The following is a 24,752-nucleotide window of genomic DNA, read 5'->3' on the forward strand; positions in this document are numbered from 1 at the left end:
TCGGATGAGAATCTAGGTCCCGGGGAGGACAGTTTGAAGCTCGACATGGATGAACAGACAGTATCCGAGATCGCGCAGGCGTCTGCTTTGTGGTTCGAAGCGGAAGGCATCTGCAAGCTGCGCGTCGAACCGCTTGCAAACATCGGCGAGGGTGATGTCGAGATACGCACGCTCTATAGCGGCATAAGCCGCGGCACCGAGGCGCTGATCTTCAACGGTCAGGTTCCGCAGAGCGAGTTCGAGAGGATGCGCGGGCCGCACATGGAAGGCGATTTCCCCTTTCCGGTCAAATATGGCTATGCAGCCGTGGGAGAGATCGAAAGAGGTCCATCCGACCTTTTGGGCAAGGTCGTCTTCGCGCTTCACCCTCACCAGGATCGCTTCATCCTTCCAGCCGACCACGTGACCCCGCTTCCAGACGGGCTGCCAGCAAGACGGGCAGTACTCGCTGCCAACATGGAGACCGCCCTCAATATCGTCTGGGACGCCGGCATACAGCCCGGGGACCGGGTTGCGGTCTTCGGCGCCGGTGTCGTGGGGGCACTCGTCGCCTATCTCTCCTCGCGGATTGCCGGGACGGAGACGGTGCTGGTCGACCGCGATGTGAACCGAAGAGGTCTGGCGATGGAGCTCGGCCTGAACTTCGCCCCATCCGGGGGGCTAGAGGGCGAATTCGACGTTCTCGTCAATGCGACGGCGTCAGCCGAAGCGCTGGAAAATGCGATTGCACACGCCGGCCTCGAGGCGCGCATTGTCGAGGCGAGCTGGTATGGCGATCGTTCGGTCGCCATACCGCTCGGCGGCGCCTTCCATTCGCGTAGGCTCTCGCTTGTCAGTTCTCAGGTTGGCGCGATCCCGGCCAAGCGACGCGCGCGGTGGACTTTTTCGCGCCGGATGGCAAAGGCCATGGAACTCCTGCTCGACATCCGCCTTGACCGCTTGATTTCAGGAGAAACGGCTTTTTCTGAACTGCCCGCCGCCTATGCACGTATCCTGTCTGCACAGGACACCTTGTGCCATCGCATTCGCTATTGATGAAAGAGAGCTCATGTTCGCCGTTGAAGTTCGAGACCATATCATGATCGCCCACAGCCTGCCCCGCCCGGTCTTCGGTCCGGCACAGGGGATGCATGGCGCGACCTTCGTCGTTGATGCGGCTTTCTTCACACGCGATGTCGACGAAGACGGGCTCGCGGTGGATATCGGGGCGGCGACCACCGTGCTTTCGGAGGTCCTGAAACCCCTCAACTATCAGAATCTGGACGAACTCGCGGTCTTCAAGGGCAAGGTCAGCACCACGGAAGTGATAGCCAGGCACATATTCGATCAACTCGCCGCAGCCGTTTCCGAGAAGCGCCTCGGACCGGGCAGCCATCGGATCTGCCGGCTCAAGGTGACCCTGCATGAATCCCACGCGGCGCGTGGATGGTATGAGGCGGATCTTTGACCGGATCCCTCACCTTCGCCTACCCCGGCGACCTTTCTCTCAAGACCGGCGGCTACGCCTATGATCGCCAGCTCATCGAGGGTCTGCGGGCGCGTGGATGGGAAGTGGATCTCCTTTGCCTGGGAGAGGGCTTTCCTGTGCCATCACCACACACGCTACAGCAAGCTGAATACCTGCTGACCAGCCTTCCCGATGACAGTCTCGTCCTCATCGATGGTCTCGCCTTCGGCGTGCTCGACACATGGGCGGAGGCCCATGCTGGCCGGTTGCGAATTGTCGCGCTCGTCCATCATCCGCTCGCCCTGGAGACAGGGATCGCGGACTTGGATCAGAAGCGGCTCCACGAAAGCGAGCGCCGTGCGCTCGCGGCGGCACGGCATGTGATCGTCACGTCGCCGATGACTGCACGTGAGCTCTCCGCCAATTTCGGCGTCGAGCCGGGACGGATAACTGTCGCGCTCCCCGGGACCGAGCCGGGCGCGTATTCCACCACGAAAAACACAACCCCTCAGATCCTCTCGGTCGGCACCCTGTCGCGGCGCAAGGGACATGACGTGCTGTTATCTGCCCTGAAATCAGTGGAGGATCTTGACTGGCAAGCGACCATCGTCGGGGCCAAGACGCTGGACCCCGAGACGAGCGGTGCGCTTGAACGACAGCTTGAAGGTCTTGATCTCGGCGGACGCGTCCAGCTGGCGGGTCAGATCGATGACCCCCGCCCCTACTTCATGGCAGCTGACATCTTTGCGCTGGCGAGTCGCTACGAGGGATATGGCATGGTCTTTGCGGAAGCTCTGTCGCACGGGCTACCGATCGTTGCCTGCAATGCCGGCGCCGTTCCCGAGGTCGTCCCCGATGCAGCGGGCATCCTCGTGCCGGTCGATGACGTCAGCGCTTTTGCCGCGGCCCTTCGCCGGCTGCTCCAGGATGAGGGCGAACGCGAGGCGCGCTCCAAGGCCGCGAGACATGCCGGCGCACTATTGCCGGATTGGTCACAGACTGCGCGGATCATTTCGAATTCATTGGACGAGGTGTCATGAGCGGTTTCGACAAGAACTGGCTCGCGCTGCGGGAACCGGTGGACGTGAAGGCGAGAGCAATGCAGCTCGTCGAGCGCCTGTCACGCCACGTAGAGGCCAATGCGGTACCGGTAATCCTCGATATCGGCAGCGGGACGGGTTCGACATGGCGCAGCCTCTCAGCACGGGTTCCGCGCACAACACAGTGGCACCTGCTCGACTATGACCCATTGCTGCTCGCCGAAGCAGAGCGACGCATCGGGGGCGGCAGCGGTGGAGCGGTTACGTTCAGGCAGTTCGACCTCAATCAAATCGAAGATCTGCCGCTCGACAACGTCACGGTAGTGACCGCATCGGCGCTCTTCGACCTTTGTTCGGCGGATTTCTGCAATCGCTTTGCCGAAACCCTGGCCAAAAGCAGGACCGGCCTCTACGCAGCCCTGAACTACGACGGCATGATGGAATGGTCGATCCCGCACCCACTCGACCAACAGGTCGTCCTCGATTTCAATCGCCACCAGCGTTTCGACAAGGGTTTCGGACCGGCCCTCGGTCCGGATGCAACCGAACACTTGCGACTGGCTTTCGAGGCACTTCGCTACAGCACCGCAGTAGCAACAAGCCCATGGTTGATGGGGCCGGACGAACGGGATCTCCAAGTGGCCTTTCTCGAAGGTCTCGAAAAGCCGCTCGTGGAGGTCGGCAGTCTCACAGATAGCGAGATCGGAAGGTGGCTCCGCTTCAGGCTCGATACGATCGCGGAGCCCGGCAGCTCATGCGTGGTCGGCCACACGGACATCCTGGCTCTCCCGCGACGCTGAGCGGTCGGAAGGTTTCAATGCGCAGTCGAAGAGAATGTCGCTGCCGAGTGCATAGACCCTGGCTTCTGGACGACAGGCACTGGAAAGACGTTCGATTGGCGACAGCGCGATGCCGGCAGGCCCCGAGCCGATGATGAGCGGCGCAATCGCCACATGCAGGCGGTCGACGAGGCCTGCTTCCATGAAGCGGGCGATCGTGCGGGCACCACCCTCGACCAGTATGCGCGTCAGGCCACGGGCCGAAAGCGCATCAAGAATGTCATGAGGATCAAGCCCACCCTCACCGGGCCGGACACGAAGGATATCGGCCTTGTAGGACTTTGCCGGGGCATCGTCCCCCTGGACCAGGATGACCGGCGCACCGCCATCGCGAAAAAGGCGCTCCTCGCCCGTCAACTCGGCGTGACAATCGATGACGACACGCACCGGGTTGGGGCCCTTGACTGCCCGCACGGAAAGGCGCGGATCATCCATCTTGACTGTGCCAACCCCGACAATGACGGCCTCCACGAGCGCGCGACAGCGATGCAGATGCGCAATGCCATCGGGCCCCGAAATATCGCGGGCATCCCCTGAAGGTGTAGCAACCCGCCCGTCGAGTGACTGGCCGACCTGGGCGAGGACGAAGCCTGCAGGTGCCGCAGCGATGGGCGCATAAAGAGCGACGGCCGGGTCCCCATCATCCATTGCGCTTGCACAAGCGCTGCCCCGCATCGCCAGGAGCCGCGCCCAGAGCTGGTCCGTCATGTCGATCTTGCGCATCGAGATCCTGTCCTGAAAGCTCATAAAATGCGATAGAGTGTGGCGTCGCGGCGGATCACGTGGTGGAAGACCACCGCCGCAAAATGCAACGCGAACAGGGCCAAAAGGATCCATGCACTCCAGGCGTGGATTGCAGACAGGGTGAATGCGATGTCGGGGGCCTTGCCGATGGGGCTCCAGACCGTGACGAGACCAAACCAGTTCAACGGGAAGCCATGCGCGTTCGTTGCGAGAAATCCGGACACCGGCATCACGATCAGAAAGACATAGAGCAGGCCGTGAACCGCGTGGGCAGCGGCCTTTTCAGCGACCGGTGCCTCGACCCGAGGCGCTTGACTGGTGAGCCTTGCTCCGATCCTCACCAGCATAAGCCAGAGGACGAGAAAGCCGAGGCTCTCATGCACGAGATAGAAATCGAGCTTCACATCGTCCTTGACGAAACCGATCATCAGGCCAAGCGGCCACGTGGCAAGAACGAGGACCGCGATCACCCAGTGCAAGATCCTCAGCCGACCTGCGTAACGCTGATCTCCACCCGTCATGTGCGCACCGTTCATTCCACAATTCCCCATTTCCCGGCGACCTGCGCCAGGAACATCCCGCCTCGTGTCGTTTCAGTGACAGCTGACATAGGATGTGTCTGTTTGACGACAATGTAAACGGGAGATGACAGTCCGCAGATCAGGTCACACTGTGGTGATCAAAGCGTCGGCGGCGCTTTCTGGAAAAAGACATAGGAACCCTTGGCAACCTTGAATATGTCGCAGTTGCGCCGAACCTTCCGCTCACCCTCGAGACGGAAAACGCCCAGAGAACCTGAGAAGCCATCCGGCGACATGATGCGCTCCGGCGCAAAGCCGGCGTCACCGAAGCGGCCGGCAAGTCCGATCGCCATGGCCATGGCGTCGAAGCCGTAACCGGCATGGGCCGAGACCGGCATGCCGTAACTCGCCATGAAGCGGCTGCCGATGCGCGCCTGCACATTCTGGTCATATCGGCAGACGATGCTGCCGGTAAGCTTCGGATCATGAAGATCCTGGCTCGTCAGAACGGCACTCGCGACGATCCGGCGGCCAGGACGCGGAGGCTTGGCCGCGTCCGCCTTTTTCAAGACCTCGCCGGGAGACTTGATACCGGGCATCAGCACGACCATGTCCGCCTTGCTCCAGGATACGAGTGCCTTGGGTGGCAGCGCACCACCGGCAAGTTCGACGATTGGCTCAACCTTGCCGCCGAAAGCCTTGATCTGCTGGGCGATGCGTTCGGCTTCGATCTTCTCGGCTGCAGACGAAGCCAGGATGACGGCATGTGTCGCACCTTCGGCCATGGCGAAGGAGGCGCTTTCAATCAGACTATCGGTAGGGCTTGAGACAAAGGCGTAGACATTCGGCGGCAGGGCCACGTCATTCGCCTGGAAAGAGACGATCGGGATCTGAAGGCCGCCAAGACCTCGCTGGATGATCTCGAATTCCGCTCCACGGGCTGTGGTGATGATCAGCGAAACCTGTTGACGGGCGAGGGTCTTGGTTGTCGCCTCGATCGCATCAGGCTTCTCGGTGGTTTCGACCATCGTCAGCTTTACGACATCCGAACCCAATGTGTTGACAGCCAGTGCCGCGCCGTCGCGATACTCGCTGTCAGCTTGCCGGCTCGGCTGATCTGCCCGTCGAATACCAAGATAGGCAACCTTGACCGACCCGGAGCCAAGCGTCTGGTTATAAAGTCCGGTATCGCCGGCACCCGCTACCGCAGCGGATGCCCGCTCATCGCTCGCCGGCTTGAAGTCATCGGTCTGACAGGACACAAGGCTCAAGAGCGCCACGGCCATCGCGCCGGCGCCGAGAAATCTCCGCGAGGTGTTTTTTGATCCGACCATGATTGCGGCTACTTTTCGCTCCCGACCCCTGCCCGAACCGTAAGCACTGGCATGCCCGGATGCAAGTGTGGAGGCGTCCCATATCTGGGCAGATTGAGAATATGGTAACCACCAGCAAGATCAACGAGGCAGCCACGCGCAAGCGCAAGGGTTGCATATCGCGCGCATTTGCGGGCGTCGGGCGCGGCTGATTAAAAAACCATTACACAGAATGTTCGATTTTTACTTCAATGTACCCAAATAAATTTATAGTATAGTTCCGATGTATTGGAACCGATAATTCAATCAATACGACTAGTCTCCGAGTAACAATCGGAGAATAGCGATGTTCAAGAACAAGAAAAGCATTGTCGCAGTCTCGACTTTCGCAGCAGCCTCGCTGCTATCATCCAACTCGATGGCGGCCCCTATCCTGCCGGGGACACTGACCTCATACTCAACCGTGGCCCAGACTCTGGTTCTTGGCATGAGCCCGTTTACGGCTTCCTTTGGCCAGAACCTGACGTGGAAGATCGCCGAAGGCTGGCAGGAGGCGACACGGCTCCTGGACCAGCGCCGCCCCGCCGAAACCGCCGCTTTCATTCCCAATGACAAATTGATGTCGACTGGTACGGTTGCACCCGCACCGAAGTCTGCGCCGGCCATCCGCAAGTCGCCGCAGACCGACGACGTCTTTGGCTCGGTCGCCATTCCGTTCAAGAAGCTCGGCGCGCTGAAGAAGGCTGCGCCGACCTTTGCCGAAATCGCCCAGGGAACCGCATTGCGCTGCGGCAGCGCAAATTGCTTCGATACCGACGCCTTGATCCACCGCACCGCTGCCGGAAGCGGGATGTCCTCAGTTCGCGACAAGCTCAACCTGGTCAATCTCGAGGTGAACCGTCGTATAACCTATCGCAAGGACACCGACAGCCACGGCCGTATCGACCAATGGTCATCGCCGTCCGAAACACTGAAATCCGGGTTCGGCGATTGCGAGGATTATGCGCTGCTCAAGATGGCCGTGCTCGAAAGCCAGGGCTTTTCCTTGCAGGACATGACGGTCGTCATTCTCTATGACAAGAAGCGGCATTTCTATCACGCCGTTCTCTCGGTTGAAGTGCAGGGCACCCATTACATTCTGGACAACATGCGGAACCAGGTGCTCGCCGACAGCCGGCTTCCGGACTACCAGCCGCTGTTTTCGATCTCCGATGGCCGTGGCTTCCTCCACGGCACACGGACCAAGGGCAAGGCGATGGCCATGAAGAGCTTCGACAGCATCGCACCAGGCGAAGGCGGAGAACTCTAAGGTCTGCTTCGGCCTCACCCGCGAACGACGTAACCGATCACCATCTGCTTCTGGTGGCTGGGCGCCATCGCGAGGTTGATCTGGCCGGAAAGCTGTTTTCCGGCACAGGTGGCCGTGAAGCCCGTCGTTACCATCTTGCCCTTTGCCGAGAGGCTCTGGATCGCGTCATCGACCTGGGTGTCGAGGACAAAGCGGAAGCCAGCGGACAGCTGCGCGATGTTGCCCAGCGCCAGCCTCTGCTTGAGCATGGTCATGAAGGACTCGTTGAAGAACTGGATCTTCTTGTCACGGGTCAATACGATTGCCGGCGTGGGACAGGCCTGAATGAGGGTGTTCAGGTTTTCCGTTGAATAGACGTTTTCCATGATCGCCAGCCGACGCCACATCCACCGAAAAGCCACGACCCTCAGCATGGAGGCAAGGTTGCTGTTCTCACCAACTTGGGCAGCGGCCTGGTCCACCACATCGCCCATCGACTGACGGGATCCATTGATCAGCCATGACAGGCCGTCCCAGTAGACACTCTCAAGACGAATTCCCCGCCGGGTACCACCCTTGCCGATGATCGCCCGGAATTTGGGTTCAGCATCATATTCCTCGACCTGCTGCAGCGCCGATGGACTGAGATCGGTCTGCTCTGCCGGAATCAGATGCCGGTCGGAGAAGGACATGTCTCACCGTTCGGTCAGGGCGACGGATTGCGCCTTGTTGATCGGCTTCATCAAATAGCTGAGGATGGTCTTGCGACCCGTCATGATTTCCGCCGAGGCGACCATACCCGGAATGATCGGATAGGACTTGCCGTCGCGCACAAGTTCGGATTTGTCCGTCTTTACCTGGACGAGATAGAAGGTTTCGCCCTTCTCCTTGTCGACGATACTGTCAGCGGAGACGTTGGTAACCTCTCCTTCGAGCCCACCAAAGATCGAGAAGTCATAGGCGGTCACCTTGACGATCGCCTTCTGCCCACGCGTGATGAAAGCCACGTCGCGCGGCGAAATCTTCGCTTCTACCAGCAGCGTCTCGGCCGTCGGCACGATACCGGCAATCACGGTCCCCGGATCGACATAGGCGCCGATTGTATTCACTTCAAGCGTGTTGACGATACCATCGACGGGTGAACGGATATCTGTACGGCTCACACGATCGGATGCCCCTCGAATGGTCTCGTCGATGACAGAGAGTTCCGCAAGGGTCTGCCCCTTTTCCGTCAGCGCCTGCTGGCGCAACTGCAGGGCAAGCTCTTCCACCTGAAGCCGCGCTTCCGATACGGCCCCGCGCAGTCGCTCCAGGCTCTCCTGGTAGACCGTGATCTGGCCTCGCTGATCCGTAAGCTCACGCTCAAGCGCGATGACCTCCGTCTGAGCGACGAGACCTCGCTTGGCGAGCGGGCTCATCAGGTCATACTGGCGGGTTGCCTGGGCAATGTTCTGCTCCAGCCGAACGATGTTGGCCTGCGCCTCGCTCAGCTCGTTCTCGCGCTGATTAACCCGTTCCTGAAGAACGCCGAGCTTGTTGACGTAGCTCGCCTTGTTGGCAGCGAACAGCCGCTCTTCATTTTCGCACACCTTGCTCGCGACCGTCAGCACCTCTTCCGGGCAGACGAAGGCTTCCTCATATGCGCCAACCTCTTCCAACGCGAGACGCGCGACCTTCGCTCCAAGCGCACGGGCCTTGGCCACCGCCTCACCCAGGGAAGACTCGGTGGTCGTGTTGTTGAGCTGCACGATGAGTTCGCCCTTGCGTACCACCTGACCAACCTGCACCGCAATGGTCTGCACCACCCCGGCTTCCGACGACTGAACGATCTGGGTCTTGGAGACCGGAATGACCTTGCCTTCCCCGCGAGCAATCTCATCGATCTCCGCAATCGCCGCCCAGGCGAGGAAAATCACGATAAATGCCGCAACCAGCGCGACAATAATCCGCGCCATGAAGGGAGGGGTATCGGCGATCGGGCGACTCATGGCTTCACACCCCGCTTCTGCATCGCTTCGATGACCTGCTTTTTCGGGCCATCAGCCACAACACGGCCCTTGTCCAGCACGATGAGGCGATCAACGAGATCGAGCATGGTAAAGCGATGGGTGGCGATCAGGAGGGTGGTATCCTTGTCGAACGCGCTCGATAGCCGGTTGATCAGGTGGCGCTCGCTGGCGAGGTCCATCGCTCCGGAAGGCTCATCGAGGAAAACGATCTTCGGCTTGGTCAAAAGGAGGCGCGCAATCGTCATCGCCTGTTTCTGGCCGCTCGACAGATTGGAACCCCTCTCGCCGACGGGCATGTCGAAGCCGCGCGGGTGACGCGAGACGAATTCTTCCACACCGGTCATACGGGCAACTTCGAGCAACTCCTCATCTGTGGCATCGGCGCGGCCAATCAGCAGATTCTCCTTGACCGTTCCGGAGAAGAGATCCGACGACTGCCCCGCAACCGCGACGGCCGAGCGCACCTCCGACATGTGGTACTGACGAATGTCGACGCCATCGATCAGAATACGCCCTTCAGTCGGCACGAAAAGGCCATCGAGAAGGCGACCAAGCGTCGTCTTCCCGGATCCGATACGACCGATGATGCCGACTTTCTCGCCGGGCTGCACCGTCAGTGACAGCTTGTTGATGACAGGGTTGTCAGAGCCCGGGTACTGGAAGGTCACGTCCTGGAAGCTGAAGCCGCCCTGATTGATCTCGCGATTGACGAACCCGACGGTCGAAGGCCGATCCTCGGGCTGCTCCATAACCTGATCGAGGATACGAAGTGACAGCGTCGCCTGACGAAAACGCGCAAGTGTCATGGCAATCTGACCGAGAGGAGCGCCGGCGCGGCTGGCGAGCATCACTGTCGCGACGATTGCGCCCATCGCCAGACGGCCCTCGGAGAACTCGTAGGTACCGGCAATCACGATCAGCACGCCGACGATCTGCTGGATAAGCGCCGTCAGGTTGATCGCATTGGTCGATATATGCTTGATTTCCTCGCTGGTGCGGCTCGAGTGCTTCATCAGTTCCTGCCAGCGACGCAGCATTGTCGCTTCGGCGCGAAGGCTCTTGAGAGTCTCGATGGTCGAGATCGTCTCCACCAGCAGTGATTGTCGTTTCGAAGCCTCGTTGGCCGCTGCGGCCATACGGTGGCCAATCTGCGCCTGCGCACGAAGCCCGATGGCGACGGAGAGGATGAGTGCCACGGCCGGGATGATCGCGAGCCAGCCTGAGATCAGATAGATCACGATCAGGAAGATGAAGACGAATGCCGTATCGATCATAAGACCGATCGTATTCGAGGTGAAGAACTCGCGTACGAACTCGTATTGCATCACGCGGTTGGCATATTCGCCGGTCGACAGCGGCCTGGATGCAAGCGTCGTGTTGAGCACCTTGTCGAAGATCATCTGCGACAGGCGCAGGTCGGCATTTCGTCCGGCATGATCGATGAGGGCAGCACGGGCCTCCTTCAACAGATAGTCGAAGAGATAGGCGATGAGGATGCCCACAGCGAGCACCCAGAGCGTCGGAATTGCCTTGTTCGGCAGAACGCGGTCGTAGACGTTCATGGTGAACAACGGCGAGCCGAGCGCGATCAGGTTGATGAACAGCGCCGCAACGATGACGCGGAGATAGGTCCGCCAATACGGCATCAGGGCCCGGACGAGCCAGTGACGCTTCTCGATCTCGTCGGCAGCCCCGATCTGCGCCTCTTCGCGGTCGTTGCGATAGTACAGTGTGAAGGCGAAGGCGAATTCGGGACCCAGCGCCAGCAATTCCTGATGGCTCAGCCGCACGGCCGCCGTTCCCTCGCGGATGTCGAGCGTGTAGACGCCGTCATCGCTGACCTCGAGCAGCGGCAGGGTGCCGCCATCCTTCAGGACGACGATCGCCGGGCAGTCGAAATCGTTCTCGCGAATGGCCCGCTCGGCGACGCGTATGACCTGAAGTCCGATACGTTCGGCAACATGCTCCACATCGTCGAGCTCAAGAGACTCGACGATTTCATCCGGCAGACCGGAGAACAACACGGTATCGGAGCTGGGCCGGCCATAAAACGCGGCAACAGCCTTGAAGGATGCACGAAAGCTCAGGCGGGCACGAGGGCCCGCCGGTTCGATCAACGAATTTAACATGTCATCCTATCGGATGGTCGTTTACTGGAGCGGCGCCAGGAGGTCCATCGGAATTCCCGCCTTTTGCCGCGGATCCCGCTCGACATAGGCCCCGTTCGGGGTTGTCTTCACGGAGAACTCGTTGCGTGCATAAGCGTCGGTCTGTTCGACTGCCTTGACGTTCATCGTCTTCAGCAGCGAACCCGACGCCGCCAGGATCTTGTATTCCGCAAACAGGGCCGCAACGCGGGCCGTCTCTGCGACGATGCTGGTGTTGAAGCGCGTATTCTGGGCATCGAGAACGTCGAGCAGCGAACGCTGACCGATCTTGAACTGCTCACTGTAAGACGAGACGAGCTGGGCGTTCTGCGACGATTGCGAGTTCAGGATCTGCGAGAGTTCGCCGCGGCTGCTGCGCTCGTTCCAGGCAGAACGCACGGACTCTTCGAGCTCGCGGTGAACCTGGTCGGATGCGTAACGCTGCTCGCTGGCGCGACGGATCTGCTCCTGCTCGCGGGCCTGATCGATACCACCCCGGTAGAGGTTCCAGCGGGCGACGAGACGAACCTGAACGTCGTTCGTGTTGCCCTGGCTGCCGCTGACATCATTGCCGACGCTGGCGCGACCTTCGAGATCGACGGTCGGCGCATAGTTCGAACGAGCAGCGCGCACGGCCGCATCAGCAGCGTCGATGTCGGCGCGGGCCGAATAGATGCGCGGATTGCTGCTCTTGGCAGTCGCGATGGCATCCTGCAGCGTGCGCGGAATGAACTTGCCAACGGAAGCTGGAACCTTGGCGTTCGTGATCGGCTCGCCGACGGTCTTCAGGAAGCGGATCTTGGTCAGCTCCAGCTCTTCCTGCGCTTCACGCAGACGAGCGCGCGCAGCCTCAAGGCGTTCACGGCCCTGCAATGCGTCAACTTCGGTCAACGCACCACCGGAAATGCCCTGGTTGATGTCGCCGAGGATACCGTTGTGGAAGTCGACGTTCTGCTTGGCGACGCCAACGATCTTCGCCTGGAGAATGTATTCGAGATAATCCTGCACCACCTGCAGGGCAACCGTCTCGGACCGCTCCAGCACACGGAAGGATGCGCCATCGACGCGCGAAGCCTGCTGATCGACCTGCGCACGACGGCCACCACCGTCGAGCAGGCGCTGCGTCACCGTCAGGCCAACTTCCGAAGAGTTAAAAGTCTCGTAGTCCTGCGTCAGCGTTCCCGTGCTCTCGTTCGAGAGCCGGCGCTTTCCCACGCTCGCCTCGAGATCGACCGACGGCAGATAGAGACCGCGCGCCTGGCGCAGCTCGAACTCGACCGCCTCGCGGTTCTCGACCGCCTGCGAGATCTGCGGATTGGTGGTCAGCGCCTTCTGTATGGCCTCCTGAAGCGACATGGCGCTCGCAGGTGTCCAGGACGCAATGGTGAAGGCTGCCGAGGTGTACAAGGCCGCGAATAAAGTCTTTTTGGTCAACAACGGAGTGCCCCTACCCAAATCTTCCTTGGGCAAACATATATACCGGTGCAGCTGTCGGTGGGAAGTCCAATCGACCCGTCCAAAAGATGCACCCAATTTTGATCTGTTGAAATAAAACAGCCCGAAACACCGGATCTATGGAAACATTATACCAACAGCCCAGAATCAAAGCGCTAACATCTGCAAGATTATCTGATTCAGACAAAAGCTATTGCGATCCCGGCCATTAACCCTTCGGCAAGTTTTGGTATGATTTCGCAAAGAAAGACTGAAGTTCCTGCCTAAGTGTCTCCCGGGCGCAACAGAAGTCGAAACGCCCCAACGCGAGTCGCCCGCCAGCAGCCTGATCCGGACAAGTGAGTCTTCCATCCCGTGCGCCAAGTAAACCCGGGCCCTAAGACATCAAAAGCAGAAAGGGCGCCGAAGTGGCGCCCTTTCTTTCATTCAAGAACCACTCTCGTCTCAGTCGTGCGGGACAGTAACGGCGTGCTTGTCGTCGAACAGGATCTTCACGCTTTCCGTATGGCCCTGCAGCGTCACGACATCCTTCCAGGTGTCGGTAGCCGTCTGGACGCTGACAGTGGTGTTGCCGTCCTCGACCGTGGCCCGCAGATGCGAGGCTGCGGTTTCGGCAGTCGCCTGCTCACCGAGCAGGCTGTCGAGCAGCGCTGTTACGTCGAGCACATCGCCTTCATCCGAATTGAAGTCGGTGATGACGTCGGCAACGTCGAGCTCATCAAGCGCGGTTCCGTCGAAGACGAAGGTGTCGGCGCCGGCGCCGCCGGTCATGATCACCTGGCCCATGCCGCCATGCAGCACGTCATCCCCGTCTGTCCCGATGACGGTAAGGCCATCAGTGAGATCCGAACCGAAGATCGTGTCGAAACCGACTTCGACGAAGTTACCGGTCGAGCCATCGGCAAAGGTGAATTCACCCTCGGCGAAGATCGTCTGGTCGTCTTCCGTGCCACCCGTCTGGTCTGTTGTCAGCGAGATGCTGGCAACACCGTTGGCCGACAGGCTCGAAAGCTCGCCCTGGTCGCTGACGCCGTCATTGTCGGCATCGACCCAGATCTGCAGCTTCGAGAAGGCCTCGTCGCTGGCATCGATCTTGCCGTCGCCATTGCTGTCGAGCGAGGCGAGAGCCGCCACGCCGCTCGCAAACTTGCCCCCGTTGAAATCAGGCGTGAAGATTTCCGAGCCGTTGTCGATCAGGCCGTTGCCATCAACGTCATAGGCGAGGATGCCATCGTCGCTGGTCCAGGCGATCTGGTCCGCCTTGCCATCGGCATCGATGTCGAACGTGACACCGTTGTCGATCGACGAGAAGGCGAAGCCGTTCTTGTCGAGGTCGAGGATGATCGGGTCGGCGATGTTCGAAATGGACGCAAAGTCCGCTGCGATATTCGGCACGCCATTGGTTGTGACGCTATTGTAGTTCGGGAAGATCGCGACGAGTCTGGCGCCAGTGGAGGTGCCATCCGCGTCGCCATCGTAGTACAACGCAACTCTGTTTGCGCCGTCGTATACCGCGTAGGCAAGCACAAAAACGCCACCGTTGAACGTTCCCCTCTGACCGTCAAGTATCGCGTTGATTTCAGACGCATTGTTTGCGTCTTGCGCATTTACATTCAGGACAACCAAGTCGGCAGCAGCGATACTTGTGTCGCTGCCGCTGTTGCCAAGGTTGCCATTGCCGTTGATCGTGACGACCGAGTTGATCGCCCCAGTGCCAGAATGATTTGCGAGGCTGAAGCTGACGAAATTCAGGATGTCAGCCGCGCTCACAAAGTCGGTGATCACATCGTACGCCAGCGAAGTGCCATCCAAAATGAAGGTGTCACTTCCGCTGCCACCTGAGACCGTGTCCCAACCCAGACCACCGGCCAAGATGTCATTCCCGTGACCACCGGAGATATCATCATCACCCTCGTAACCCAGAATGGTATCATCGCCGGCCGTGCCAGAGAGCGTGTTGTGGAACACGTTGCCTTCGATCTTGCTCGCCGTCGGCGTAACAGAAACGGAGACCGTCCCGATATTGCTCGTCGCCTCGCCATCGGTCACCGAGAAGCTGATCGTACGGGCTGCAGAAGACGGGTTATCAGACGTGTTCTGGTACCGGATGCTCTCAAGAGCCAGTTCGTAATTGGCCTTCGAGGAGGCGCCCGACAGCGTCAAGGTACCGTTGGATGCATCGTAGCTGCCGCTGATGCCGTTCTGGTTCGTGAACAGAAGCACGTCCTGACCGCTGGCAAAATTGCCCGTGATCTTGACGGTAGCGCCTTCGATATTTGTATCATCGACGTCTGCGATCGTGATCGAACCATCAACGATTTTTGCACCGTTTCCTTCAGTGTAGGCGAGCGTTCCACCGACGTCGGAGAGGACAGGTGCGTCGTTGACCGGGTTAACCGTCAGCTTGAACGTGTCCGATACGCTGAGCGAACCATCCGAAGCAGTGACCTTCACGTCAATGGCGCCGTTGTAGTTCAGAGGCGCAGTACCGCTGAACGTCCGGGTGGCAGCGTTGAACGTCAGCCAGGACGGAAGCGCATTGCCGTTGTCGAGCGTTGCCGTGTAGCTCAGCGGTGCCGAGTCAACGTCGGTGAAGGCGTTCGCCGGAACCGTGAAGTTGACGGTGCCTTCTTCCAGGATGCTCTGGTCGGCTATGGCGTTGGCAACGACAGGTGCATCGTTCACCGGGGTGACAGTCAGCTTGAACGTGTCCGATACGCTGAGCGAACCGTCGGATGCCGTAACCTTCACGTCAATGGCGCCGTTGTAATCCAGTGGCGCAGTACCGCTGAACATCCGAGTGGCAGCGTTGAACGTCAGCCAGGACGGAAGTGCATTGCCGTTGACGAGCGTGGCAGTGTAGCTCAGCGGCGCCGAGTCAACATCGGTGAAGGCGTTCGCCGGAACTGTGAAGTTCACTGTTCCCTCTTCCTGGATGCTCTGGTCGGCGATGGCGTTGGCAACGACAGGCGCATCATTGATCGGGTTCACCTTCACGGTGATCATCGAGGTATCGGACTGCGAACCACCCGCTCCGGTGTTGCCACCGTCGCTGAAGGTCACCGTTACGGTGCGGTCGGCATCGGTGGGGTTCTCGGATGTCGACTTGTAGGCGATCGTCTCGAGGAAGAACTCGACACGATCTTCCGTAGCACCCGACGTCAGGTTGATCTTGATCGAGGCGCCACCCAGGCCACCGGACACCAGCGTGCCAATGGTCACCCAGCCGCCGAAGGTCGCGATCTGGACATTACCGCCGCTGACGCGCGACCAGCCGTCACTGAAGATCTGATCTCCTGCAACTGCGGTGTTGCCCAGCGAGATCTCAATGGTTCCGCCGTTGAAGTTCGACGGTTTGTCGACGTCGCTGACATTGACGTTGCTGAACAGATAACGACCGTTGCCGTTTTCGGTGAACTCGATCGTCCGGGTTTCCGGCGACAGAAGCGGCGCATCATTCACCGGCGTCACGGTGATATTGACCGTGTCCGTGTCTGTCTTGGCACCGCCAACACCGCTGTTGCCGTTGTCGGTCGTGGTAATCTTGAGCTGGTCGGCACCGTTGAAGTTGAGGTCACCCTTGTACTTCAGGCCGGCAAGCGCCGCATTGATCGCGGAGACCGAACCGGTCAGCGTGACCGTGTCGGAGTTGTTACCAGCAACGGTCACGCCGTCGGAGGTGGCGAGCGTCAGCTTGCCGTCTTCCACTTCGAGCTTGACCGTGAGGTTGCCGCCATTGGCGTCGACATCGCCCACCTGAAGACCGGTGATCGCAAGCTCAACGTCTTCAGCGACGGTGAGCGACGACGGAACGGTATTCACGGGGGCATCGTTGACGGCTTCGAGGTTGATCGTCAGCGCGGCCTGCGTCGTGTCACCGTCACCGTCAACCAGGATATAGTTGAAGCTTTCGGAGGAGTTGATCACCAGTTCGGACGGAGCGGCATAGCTCCAGGCACCCGTCTTGAAGTCGAAGGTAAACGAGCCACCGAGCGGGCTGGCAACGGTCATGCTGAAGCCACTGATCTCGCCGGTTTCGGAGCCCGACTTGGTGATGGTCGCGTTGCCATCCCAGGTGTATGTGACTCCACCGATCGTGATCGACTGGATACGTACGCCATCAGCACCGAAGCTGTCATTCTCGAGCACATTACCCGAAGCCGTGGTCGGCACCGGAGCGACGACCGTGGCGAGCAGGATCGGATCGGTCGGCGAAGTGATCAGGATCGGCTCACCCGGCCATGCAACATCCCGCAGGTCTTCATCCTGGGAGTCGATGTCGTTGCCGACGCCGACGGCATAAGACTTCATGTCGTTCTGGTTGAGATAAGCTTCCCACTGCTGGCGATCCTGGCCGGTGAGCTTGTCGGTGCCCGTGACCTCGCCATCGGAGAAGAAGTAGACTGAGGTCGGAGCGCTCGGTGGCGTGACATCCTTGATGGCGTCGATCGCGTCGTCGTAATCAGTGCCACCGTTGGGGTTGGGGATATCGTTCTGGATGAAGTCCAGAGCGTCTTCCTTGGTCATCCACTGCGAGGCGGAAGCCGAGCCGGCGAAGGTCACGATCAGCACCAGGCCTGCATTGGTCGCGTTGATCAGATTGATCGCGGCGTCCTTTGCCACCTGAAGGCGGGTATCGCTGCCGGGGCCGCCGATGCGGTCTCTCATGCTGCCCGAAACGTCGAAGGCGAACACGAGGTTGCCACCGGATGCCGGATCGGCTTCGCGGACCGATGCCTGTTCACCTGTCGCAACCGGAGCATCGTCTTCGAAGGCGATCTTGTTGCCGATCGACACCGACTTGGTGACGACATCACCATCGAAATCCTTGACGGTGAAGACTGCCGACAGCTTGCCGGTCAGATCGATGCCTTCATCTGCAGCGGTCGTGTCGGGGTGCTTGAGCGACGTGTACTGTGCGACAGAGACATTGCCGTCGGCGTCAATCGCGATCGCGAAGGCGGCCTGACCCTGCGGGCCACCGACACGACCGACCACGAGACCGTTCTCGAGGTAGAGCGTGATGTCCTGGCCGGCAGTGGTCTGGAGACCGGAGGCGGCGTTGTCGATGCGCAGTGCCAGGGTCGTCGTCACGCCTTCGTCGGTACCCGACTTGAAGGTCGTGTCGATCACATCGGCCTTAGCGAAGATCGGCGACTGCTGCATGTCGAGGTCAGATGCCGGATTGGAGACACCTGCAAACACGGCAGCGACGGCCTGATCGGTGGTGTCGCTGTTCTGGTTGCCGTTGGTCTCGTCGATGGTGACGGTCTGGTCGGTCACGATCGAGGCTTCCGGAATGTCGTCGCGGATCTTGATCTCGAAGGCGCCGTTCAGCGAGATGCTGTCGCCGTCATTGTCGGTGGCCTTGATCAGCGCACCGAAGTTGATCGCCGCAATGTCAGCAAACCAGAGGCCGTCCTGCAGGTCGTAGTTTTCGTCGGCGCCGGAGGCAGGACGGTCGTGATCGAGCTGGTCGGCCAGTTCGAACGTGTAGTCACCGTTCTGGCTCAGCGTCAGCTTGAAGACGAGGCGGTCGCCCTGGCCATAGCCCGGGCCGCCATTGTTGTCATAGGCGATGAGGGAGTTGCCCTGGATCTGGTAGCTCAGGGCTTCGCCCTGCGACTTCAGACCAAGCGCAGAGAGTGCAATGCGAGCAACGGTTTCATCGATGAAGGAGAACTTGATCGTATCGTCAGCGCCACCCTTCACGAGGCCGGCCAACGAACCATCGATGAAGGCCGGACCATTGCCACCCTGACCCGGGCCACCGGTCCAGGAACCGTCACCGTCGAAGTCTGCCGGGCTCGTGCCCGTCGACTGGCTGGTCTTGATATCATCTTCGTCAACGATGCGCGCTTCTGTCTTCCCGCTCAGCTCCGGAACGTCATCGCGGATCGTGATCGAGAAGGCGTTTGTCAGCACCACGCTGTCGCCGTCGAAATCGGTCGCCTTGATGATTGCGCCGAAGTCGATCGCCTCTACGTCACCACGCACGTCATCCTGGAGGTCGGTGTTCTCATCGCGGCCAAACATCGGGCGATCGTGATCGAGCTGATCAACGAGTTCGAACGTGTAGGAACCGTTGTCTTCCAGCGTCAGCTTGAAGACAAGGCGGTCGCCCTGGCCATAACCAGAGTTGCCGGCATCATTGTCATAGGCAAAAAGCGTCTTGCCCTGGATGTCGTAGCTGAGTTCTGCACCCTTCGACGACAGGCCGAGGGCTGCGAGAGCGGAAACAGCAGCCGTTTCGCTGATGAAGGAGAACTTGACCGTATCGTCGGCACCGCCCTTGATCAGGCTGGCCAAGGAGCCGGAAACGAAGGCCGGGCCCGCATTGTTGCCAATCGGATTGCCGGTGAAGGAACCGTCTGCATCGCCGTCGTTCGGGTTGTTGCCCGTGGACTGGAAGGTACGGATATCGTCTTCGTCGACGATCCGGGTTTCCTTGGAGCCGCTCAGTTCCGGAACGTCGTCGCGGATCGTGATCGAGAAGGCACCACCCAGCGATACGCTGTCGCCGTCGTTGTCTGTCGCCTTGATGATCGCACCGAAGTCGATCGCCTCGACGTCCTTGAACCGGAAATCGTCCTGCAGATCGGTGTTCTGGCCCTTGCCGAGGTCATGGTCGAGCTGATCGACGAGTTCGAACGTGTAGGACCCGTTGTCATTCAGCGTCAGCTTGAAGACGAGACGGTCACCATTGTCGGCATCGAAGCTGTCGCCCTTGAAGGGGCCAGCATTGTCGAATGCATAGAGAACACCGTCACGGATGTCGTAGCTCAACTCGGCGCCCTTTGACGAAAGGCCGAGATTGTCGAGGGCCGCGCGGGCCGCGCTTTCATCGATGAAGGAGAACTTCACCCGATCGTCTGCACCACCCTTGATCACGTTGGCCAGGGAGCCGTCGATGAAGGCCGGACCATTGCCATTCTGGCCGGGGCCACCGGTCCACGAGCCATCACCATTGCCATCAGTCGGGTTTGTGCCCGTCGACTGGCTGGTCTTGATGTCATCCTCGTCGAGCAGGCGATTTTCCTTGGTGCCGCTGAGGACCGGTACATCGTCGGTGATCGTGATCGAGAAGGCGTTGTTCAGCGAGACGCTGTCGCCGTCGTGATCTGTTGCCTGGATCACGGCACCGAAGTTGATCGCGTTGGCGTCGCTGCCCTGGAGGCCGGTGTTCTGGCCGGCACCCAGGTCATGGTCGAGCTGATCGAGCAGTTCGAATGTGTAGGAGCCGTTCTCGTTCAGCGTCAGCTTGAAGACCGGACGGTCACCCAACTCCGGGTCAAAGCTCACGCCCGTCGGACCACCAACATTGGCGAAGCCGTAGAGCACATTGCCCTGAAGATCGAAGCTCAGCACTTCACCCTTCGAGCTCATGCCGAGACCTGCCAGAGACTGGCGAAGCACGCCTTCGTCGATGAAGGAGAACTTGACGGTGTCGTCAGCGCCACCCTTGATCAGGTTGGAGAGCGAACCGGAGATGAAGGCCGGACCCGTCGTGTTGCTGATCGGGTTGCCGGTGTAAGAGCCGTCAACCGTGTTGTCGTCGTCGGGCGAGGTGCCGGTCGACTGCGAGGTGGCGATATCGTCCTCATCGACCGTGCGATTTTCCTTGGTGCCGCTGAGGACAGGAACATCGTCGGTGATCGTGATCGAGAAGGCGTTGTTCAGCGAGACGCTGTCGCCGTCGTGATCTGTTGCCTGGATTACGGCGCCGAAGTTGATTGCGTTGGCGTCGCTGCCCTGCAGACCGGTGTTCTGGCCGGCACCCAGGTCATGGTCGAGCTGATCGAGCAGTTCGAATGTGTAGGAGCCGTTTTCGTTCAGCGTCAGCTTGAAGACCGGACGGTCACCCAGCTGCGGGTCGAAGCTGACACCAGTCGGACCACCGACATTGGCGAAGCCGTAGAGCACGTTGCCCTGAAGATCGAAGCTCAGCACTTCACCCTTCGAGCTCATGCCGAGACCAGCCAGAGACTGGCGAAGCACGCCTTCGTCGATGAAGGAGAACTTGACGGTGTCGTCAGCGCCACCCTTGATCAGGTTGCCGAGCGAACCGGAGATGAAGGCCGGACCCGTCGTGTTGCTGATCGGGTTGCCGGTGTAAGAGCCGTCAACCGTGTTGTCGTCGTCGGGCGAGGTGCCGGTCGACTGCGAGGTGGCGATATCGTCCTCATCGACCGTGCGGGTTTCCTTGGTGCCGCTCAGGACCGGAACATCGTCGGTGATCGTGATCGAGAAGGCGTTGTTCAGCGATACGCTGTCGCCGTCGTGATCTGTCGCCTGGATCACGGCGCCGAAGTTGATCGCGTTGGCGTCACTGCCCTGCAGACCGGTGTTCTGACCGGCGCCCAGGTCATGGTCGAGCTGATCGAGGAGTTCAAACTCATAAGAGCCGTTCTCGTTCAGCGTCAGCTTGAAGACCGGGCGGTCGCCGTTTGCCGGCTGGTAAAACTGGGCAACGGCCAGATCGGCATCCACGAAACCGTAGAGAACCTTGCCCTGAAGGTCGAAGCTCAGCGTTCCGCCCTTCGACGTCAGACCAAGCGAGGTCAGTGCAGCACGAACCGCGACTTCATCGATGAAGGTGAACTTGACCGTATCGTCAGCACCACCCTTGATCAGGTTGGAGAGCGAACCGGAGATGAAGGCCGGACCTGTCGTGTTGCTGCTCGGGCTGCCGGTGTAGGAGCCATCAACCGTGTTGTTGTCCTCCGGAGAGGTGCCGAGAGAACCGCCGGGAAGACCGTCCGCCATGGTGGAGATGTCGTCTTCGTCGACCGTGCGATTTTCCTTGGTGCCGCTCAGGACCGGAACATCGTCGGTGATCGTGATCGAGAAGGCGTTGTTCAGCGAGACGCTGTCGCCGTCAAAGTCGGTGGCCTGGATCACGGCGCCGAAGTTGATCGCGTTGGCGTCGCTGCCCTGCAGGCCGGTGTTCTGACCGGCGCCCAGGTCATGGTCGAGCTGGTCGAGGAGTTCGAACTCATACGAGCCGTTCTCGTTCAGCGTCAGCTTGAAGACCGGACGGTCGCCGTTTGCCGGCTGGTAGAACTGGGCAACGGCCAGATCGGCATCCACGAAACCGTAGAGAACCTTGCCCTGGAGGTCGAAGCTCAGGTTTCCGCCCTTCGACGTCAGACCAAGCGAGGTCAGTGCAGCACGAACCTCAGTTTCATTGATGAAGGTGAACTTGACCGTATCGTCAGCGCCACCCTTGATCAGGTTGGAGAGCGAACCGGAGATGAAAGCCGGACCTGTCGTGTTGCTGCTCGGGCTGCCGGTGTAGGAGCCATCAATCGTGTTGTTGTCTTCCGGAGAGGTGCCGAGAGAACCGCCGGGAAGACCATCCGCCATGGTCGAGATGTCGTCTTCGTCGACGATGCGGGCTTCCGTGTTGCCGCTCAGTTCCGGCGCGTCGTCGGTGACGTTGACCTTCACAAGGCCTTCCAGCGAAACGCTGTCGCCATCGCCATCGTTCGCCTGCAGAACCGAGCCGAAATCGATTGTCAGAGACTCGTCATTGCCTTCAAGCTTGTCGTGGTCGAGCTGATCATGGAGCGAGAACTCGAACGTGCCGTCCGCATTGACTTCGAATTCAAAGACGAGGCGGTCGGGACCTGCATTATACTCCTGACCCGGAACTGCCTGGCCAGGCTCCTGGCTGTTGACGAAGCCGGTGATCTTGCCGGATGCGTCGATATCGAAACCGAGCGGCAGACCGTTCGACGTCAGGCCGAGGCCCTCCAGATAGGCGCGGGCATCGTCGATCGAAACCAGCGAGAAGCTGAACTTCTCATCCGCGCCGATCCGAACCAGGCTCTGGAGGCTTCCATAGGTCGACGTGGCATTTGCAGGACCGCCGTTGTCGACGCCCGGCGTGCCGGTGAAGGAACCGTCCTCGGCGTCACCGTCGTTCGGTGCAGTACCGAGCGAGGTAGAGGTCTCGATATCGTCTTCGTCGACCGTCAGCGTCACGGCCAGCGGCTCATCAACCAGGATCGGGCTGTCGTCGTTCACCTTGACGACGAAGGTCGAGCCTGCCGAGTCACCGTCGCTGTCCTTGGCCGTGAAATGGAAGGTGATCGAAAGGTCTTCTTCGACCGTTTCGGTCGAAAGCAGCCGAGACTCCTCGAAACCTTCTTCAGAGCCGTCGTCTGAGCCTTCCTCGGTCTTCGTCGGGACGTGATCGAGATTGCCATAGAGGTTGAACTCATAAGAGCCGGCGCCATCGTCGGACAGGCTTACCGAGAAGACACGCTCGCCATAGTATTCGCCTTTATCAATGATGGTGGCTTCTTCACTGCCGGTATCGGCGAAGGCAGCAAGCATGCGCTTGTCGCCACCATAGTCGGAAACCTTGTAGGCGGTCAGTGTCGTGCCATTGTTCGACAGAATATAGATGAGGGTCGCGCCGTCAGACGTCAGGTTCTGGTCTACCAGCTTGGCCACGTCGGCCTCGGTGAACCCGACGCCGCGATCATTCACGGCCTCGGTCAAAAGACCACCGTCGGCAATTGCATTGCCCTTGTCCGCACCCCAGTTGATGCCGAGGGAACCCGACGTATGGGTGCCGGAGGACGGTTCGGAAGCCTCAAGCGCCCGGAACTGCTCCGATTCAGGCGGAAGATCATCGATATCCTCCTCGCCTTCGCCCTCACCTCCGTCGTTCGGATTTCCGTTCCAGAGGTAGTCCTCATCCACCGCACCATCTTCGGCGCCGCCGAAGGTCGGCGCGTCGTCCATCACGTCGATGTTGAACGAACCCGTGACGCTGTCGCCGTCGAGGTCCGTCACGGTGTAGGTGAAAGCGAGGCGGAGAAGGTCATCCATGTCGTCCTGGCTGCCATCGGCGCCGGCATCGGGATGCTCAAGCTGGCCCTTGAGTTCGAAGGTGAATTCACCCGTCTCGCGGTTGACGCTCAGCGTGAAGACGACTTCGCCCTCGGAATCGACGGCCTGAATGGCCTCGAAGACCTTGATCGTGCCATCGGACGGCGCGCCAATGCTGTTCACCGTGATCGGAAGACCACCCGAGGTGAAGCCGGACAGCACGGTCGAGCCGTCACCCTCGTCGACATTGCTGGCACCAACGAAGTTGATCGCGGTGATGGTGCCGAAATCCGGACCCGGCTCAAAGGGCAGCGTGCCGGTGATGATCTGGTTGCCTTCGTCGCTGTCGGCAATGACAGCTTCGTCATAGATGAAGGATTCGGTCAGCGGCTCCAGGATAGACGGCTCGCCGTCATCACCTTCCAGCGTGCCGGTGCGCAGTTCGTCGCCGAACGCGGTGTCACCCAAGAGGTCTGCCAGCGCCAGATCTTCCGGACCCGCGTCGATCGGGTCGTCCTGGAAGTTGCGGCTGGCGACAGGCGCGCCCTGGGCCGAGAAGTTGCCGTCGGGACCAGCCGCGACGTTGATGTTGCTGCCCTCAAGGGCGGCGAAGAGGGCGACCTGCGGCAGCTCGACATCACCGATCACGAAGGTCGGGATGTTGGCAGCGCCGCCGAGGACAACCACTTCGGTGCCGTCGGCGAGGACGAGCACGAGGTTTGCGCCGTCGACGCGGAATTCGAGGTTGTCGAGCTCGATGCCAGCCGGCAACGTAACGACATTGTTCTGGTCGGGAGCGACCTCGGCCGGAATGGTGGCCGCCGCCGTCTGAACGGGAAGCCGATCGGTGCGACCGGCATCAGGCGTTTCGGCCTGCGCGACTTCGATGCCGTCTACGCTCTCGCTGACGAAACCCAGATGCTGCTCGACCGCAGAGTCGAAATCGTCGGCTGCGGAAGTATTGTCGATGCTGGACAGGCGCGGATCTTCGATGGACATGGTAACTCACCCCTTAACAAGTTGATCGCAGTTAAATCGCGGTTAGGGGGCAGGCGCAACGCTTTCTTAACCCTGAAGATATAACCGGTTATGCTTGCAGCGACCATT

General features: G+C 60.1%; 13 protein-coding genes. 5 read left to right on the plus strand and 8 right to left on the minus strand.

Annotated features, from left to right (window positions below):
• Window positions 1-45 precede the first annotated feature (45 nt).
• From J2045_RS08905 to J2045_RS08920, 4 genes are read left to right on the plus strand one after another with little or no spacing between them, the layout of a single operon-like run.
• Window positions 46-1,035, plus strand: a complete 990-nt coding sequence (locus tag J2045_RS08905; protein ID WP_307371808.1) for a zinc-dependent alcohol dehydrogenase — start codon at window positions 46-48, stop codon at window positions 1,033-1,035.
• Window positions 1,036-1,048: 13 nt separating this feature from the next.
• Entirely contained in the window at window positions 1,049-1,447 is a 399-nt protein-coding gene (locus tag J2045_RS08910; protein WP_307371809.1) for a 6-pyruvoyl trahydropterin synthase family protein, read from the plus strand.
• Window positions 1,444-2,487: a glycosyltransferase family 4 protein gene (locus J2045_RS08915; RefSeq protein WP_307371811.1), complete on the plus strand. Its 1,044-nt coding sequence runs from the start codon at window positions 1,444-1,446 to the stop codon at window positions 2,485-2,487. The genes J2045_RS08910 and J2045_RS08915 overlap by 4 nt, the downstream gene beginning before the upstream one ends.
• On the plus strand, window positions 2,484-3,287 hold the full coding sequence (locus J2045_RS08920; RefSeq protein WP_307371813.1) for a class I SAM-dependent methyltransferase: 804 nt from the start codon (window positions 2,484-2,486) through the stop codon (window positions 3,285-3,287). The genes J2045_RS08915 and J2045_RS08920 overlap by 4 nt, the downstream gene beginning before the upstream one ends.
• On the opposite strand, the gene J2045_RS08925 is transcribed toward J2045_RS08920, so the two are convergent.
• The 3 genes from J2045_RS08925 to J2045_RS08935 form a co-directional block, all read right to left on the minus strand.
• Window positions 3,240-4,049, minus strand: coding sequence for a RibD family protein (locus J2045_RS08925; protein WP_307371815.1), 810 nt, complete (start codon window positions 4,047-4,049; stop codon window positions 3,240-3,242). The genes J2045_RS08920 and J2045_RS08925 overlap by 48 nt on opposite strands.
• A gap of 20 nt (window positions 4,050-4,069) precedes the next feature.
• Window positions 4,070-4,606 (minus strand): cytochrome b, encoded by a 537-nt coding sequence (locus J2045_RS08930; RefSeq protein ID WP_307371817.1) that lies wholly within the window; start codon window positions 4,604-4,606, stop codon window positions 4,070-4,072.
• A 143-nt stretch (window positions 4,607-4,749) separates the two neighbouring features.
• On the minus strand, window positions 4,750-5,925 hold the full coding sequence (locus tag J2045_RS08935; RefSeq protein WP_307371819.1) for a type 1 periplasmic-binding domain-containing protein: 1,176 nt from the start codon (window positions 5,923-5,925) through the stop codon (window positions 4,750-4,752).
• A gap of 325 nt (window positions 5,926-6,250) precedes the next feature.
• Between J2045_RS08935 and J2045_RS08940 the strand changes: the two genes are divergently transcribed.
• Entirely contained in the window at window positions 6,251-7,213 is a 963-nt protein-coding gene (locus tag J2045_RS08940; protein ID WP_307371821.1) for a transglutaminase-like cysteine peptidase, read from the plus strand.
• Window positions 7,214-7,227: 14 nt separating this feature from the next.
• On the opposite strand, the gene J2045_RS08945 is transcribed toward J2045_RS08940, so the two are convergent.
• The 5 genes from J2045_RS08945 to J2045_RS08965 all read right to left on the minus strand — a co-directional run bounded on the left by J2045_RS08945 (window position 7,228) and on the right by J2045_RS08965 (window position 24,644).
• A complete protein-coding gene (locus J2045_RS08945; protein ID WP_246699810.1) occupies window positions 7,228-7,884 on the minus strand; it encodes a ribbon-helix-helix domain-containing protein in 657 nt (218 codons plus the stop codon).
• A gap of 3 nt (window positions 7,885-7,887) precedes the next feature.
• Entirely contained in the window at window positions 7,888-9,180 is a 1,293-nt protein-coding gene (locus tag J2045_RS08950; RefSeq protein WP_166600535.1) for an HlyD family type I secretion periplasmic adaptor subunit, read from the minus strand.
• On the minus strand, window positions 9,177-11,330 hold the full coding sequence (locus J2045_RS08955; protein ID WP_307371825.1) for a type I secretion system permease/ATPase: 2,154 nt from the start codon (window positions 11,328-11,330) through the stop codon (window positions 9,177-9,179). Before J2045_RS08955 ends, J2045_RS08950 begins: the two co-directional genes overlap by 4 nt.
• Before the next feature lie 21 nt (window positions 11,331-11,351).
• Window positions 11,352-12,704: a TolC family outer membrane protein gene (locus J2045_RS08960; RefSeq protein WP_307371984.1), complete on the minus strand. Its 1,353-nt coding sequence runs from the start codon at window positions 12,702-12,704 to the stop codon at window positions 11,352-11,354.
• A gap of 543 nt (window positions 12,705-13,247) precedes the next feature.
• On the minus strand, window positions 13,248-24,644 hold the full coding sequence (locus tag J2045_RS08965) for a T1SS-143 repeat domain-containing protein (RefSeq protein WP_307371828.1): 11,397 nt from the start codon (window positions 24,642-24,644) through the stop codon (window positions 13,248-13,250).
• Window positions 24,645-24,752 lie beyond the last annotated feature (108 nt).

It is taken from the genome of Peteryoungia aggregata LMG 23059 (assembly GCF_030814435.1).
Lineage (GTDB): Bacteria > Pseudomonadota > Alphaproteobacteria > Rhizobiales > Rhizobiaceae > Allorhizobium > Allorhizobium aggregatum.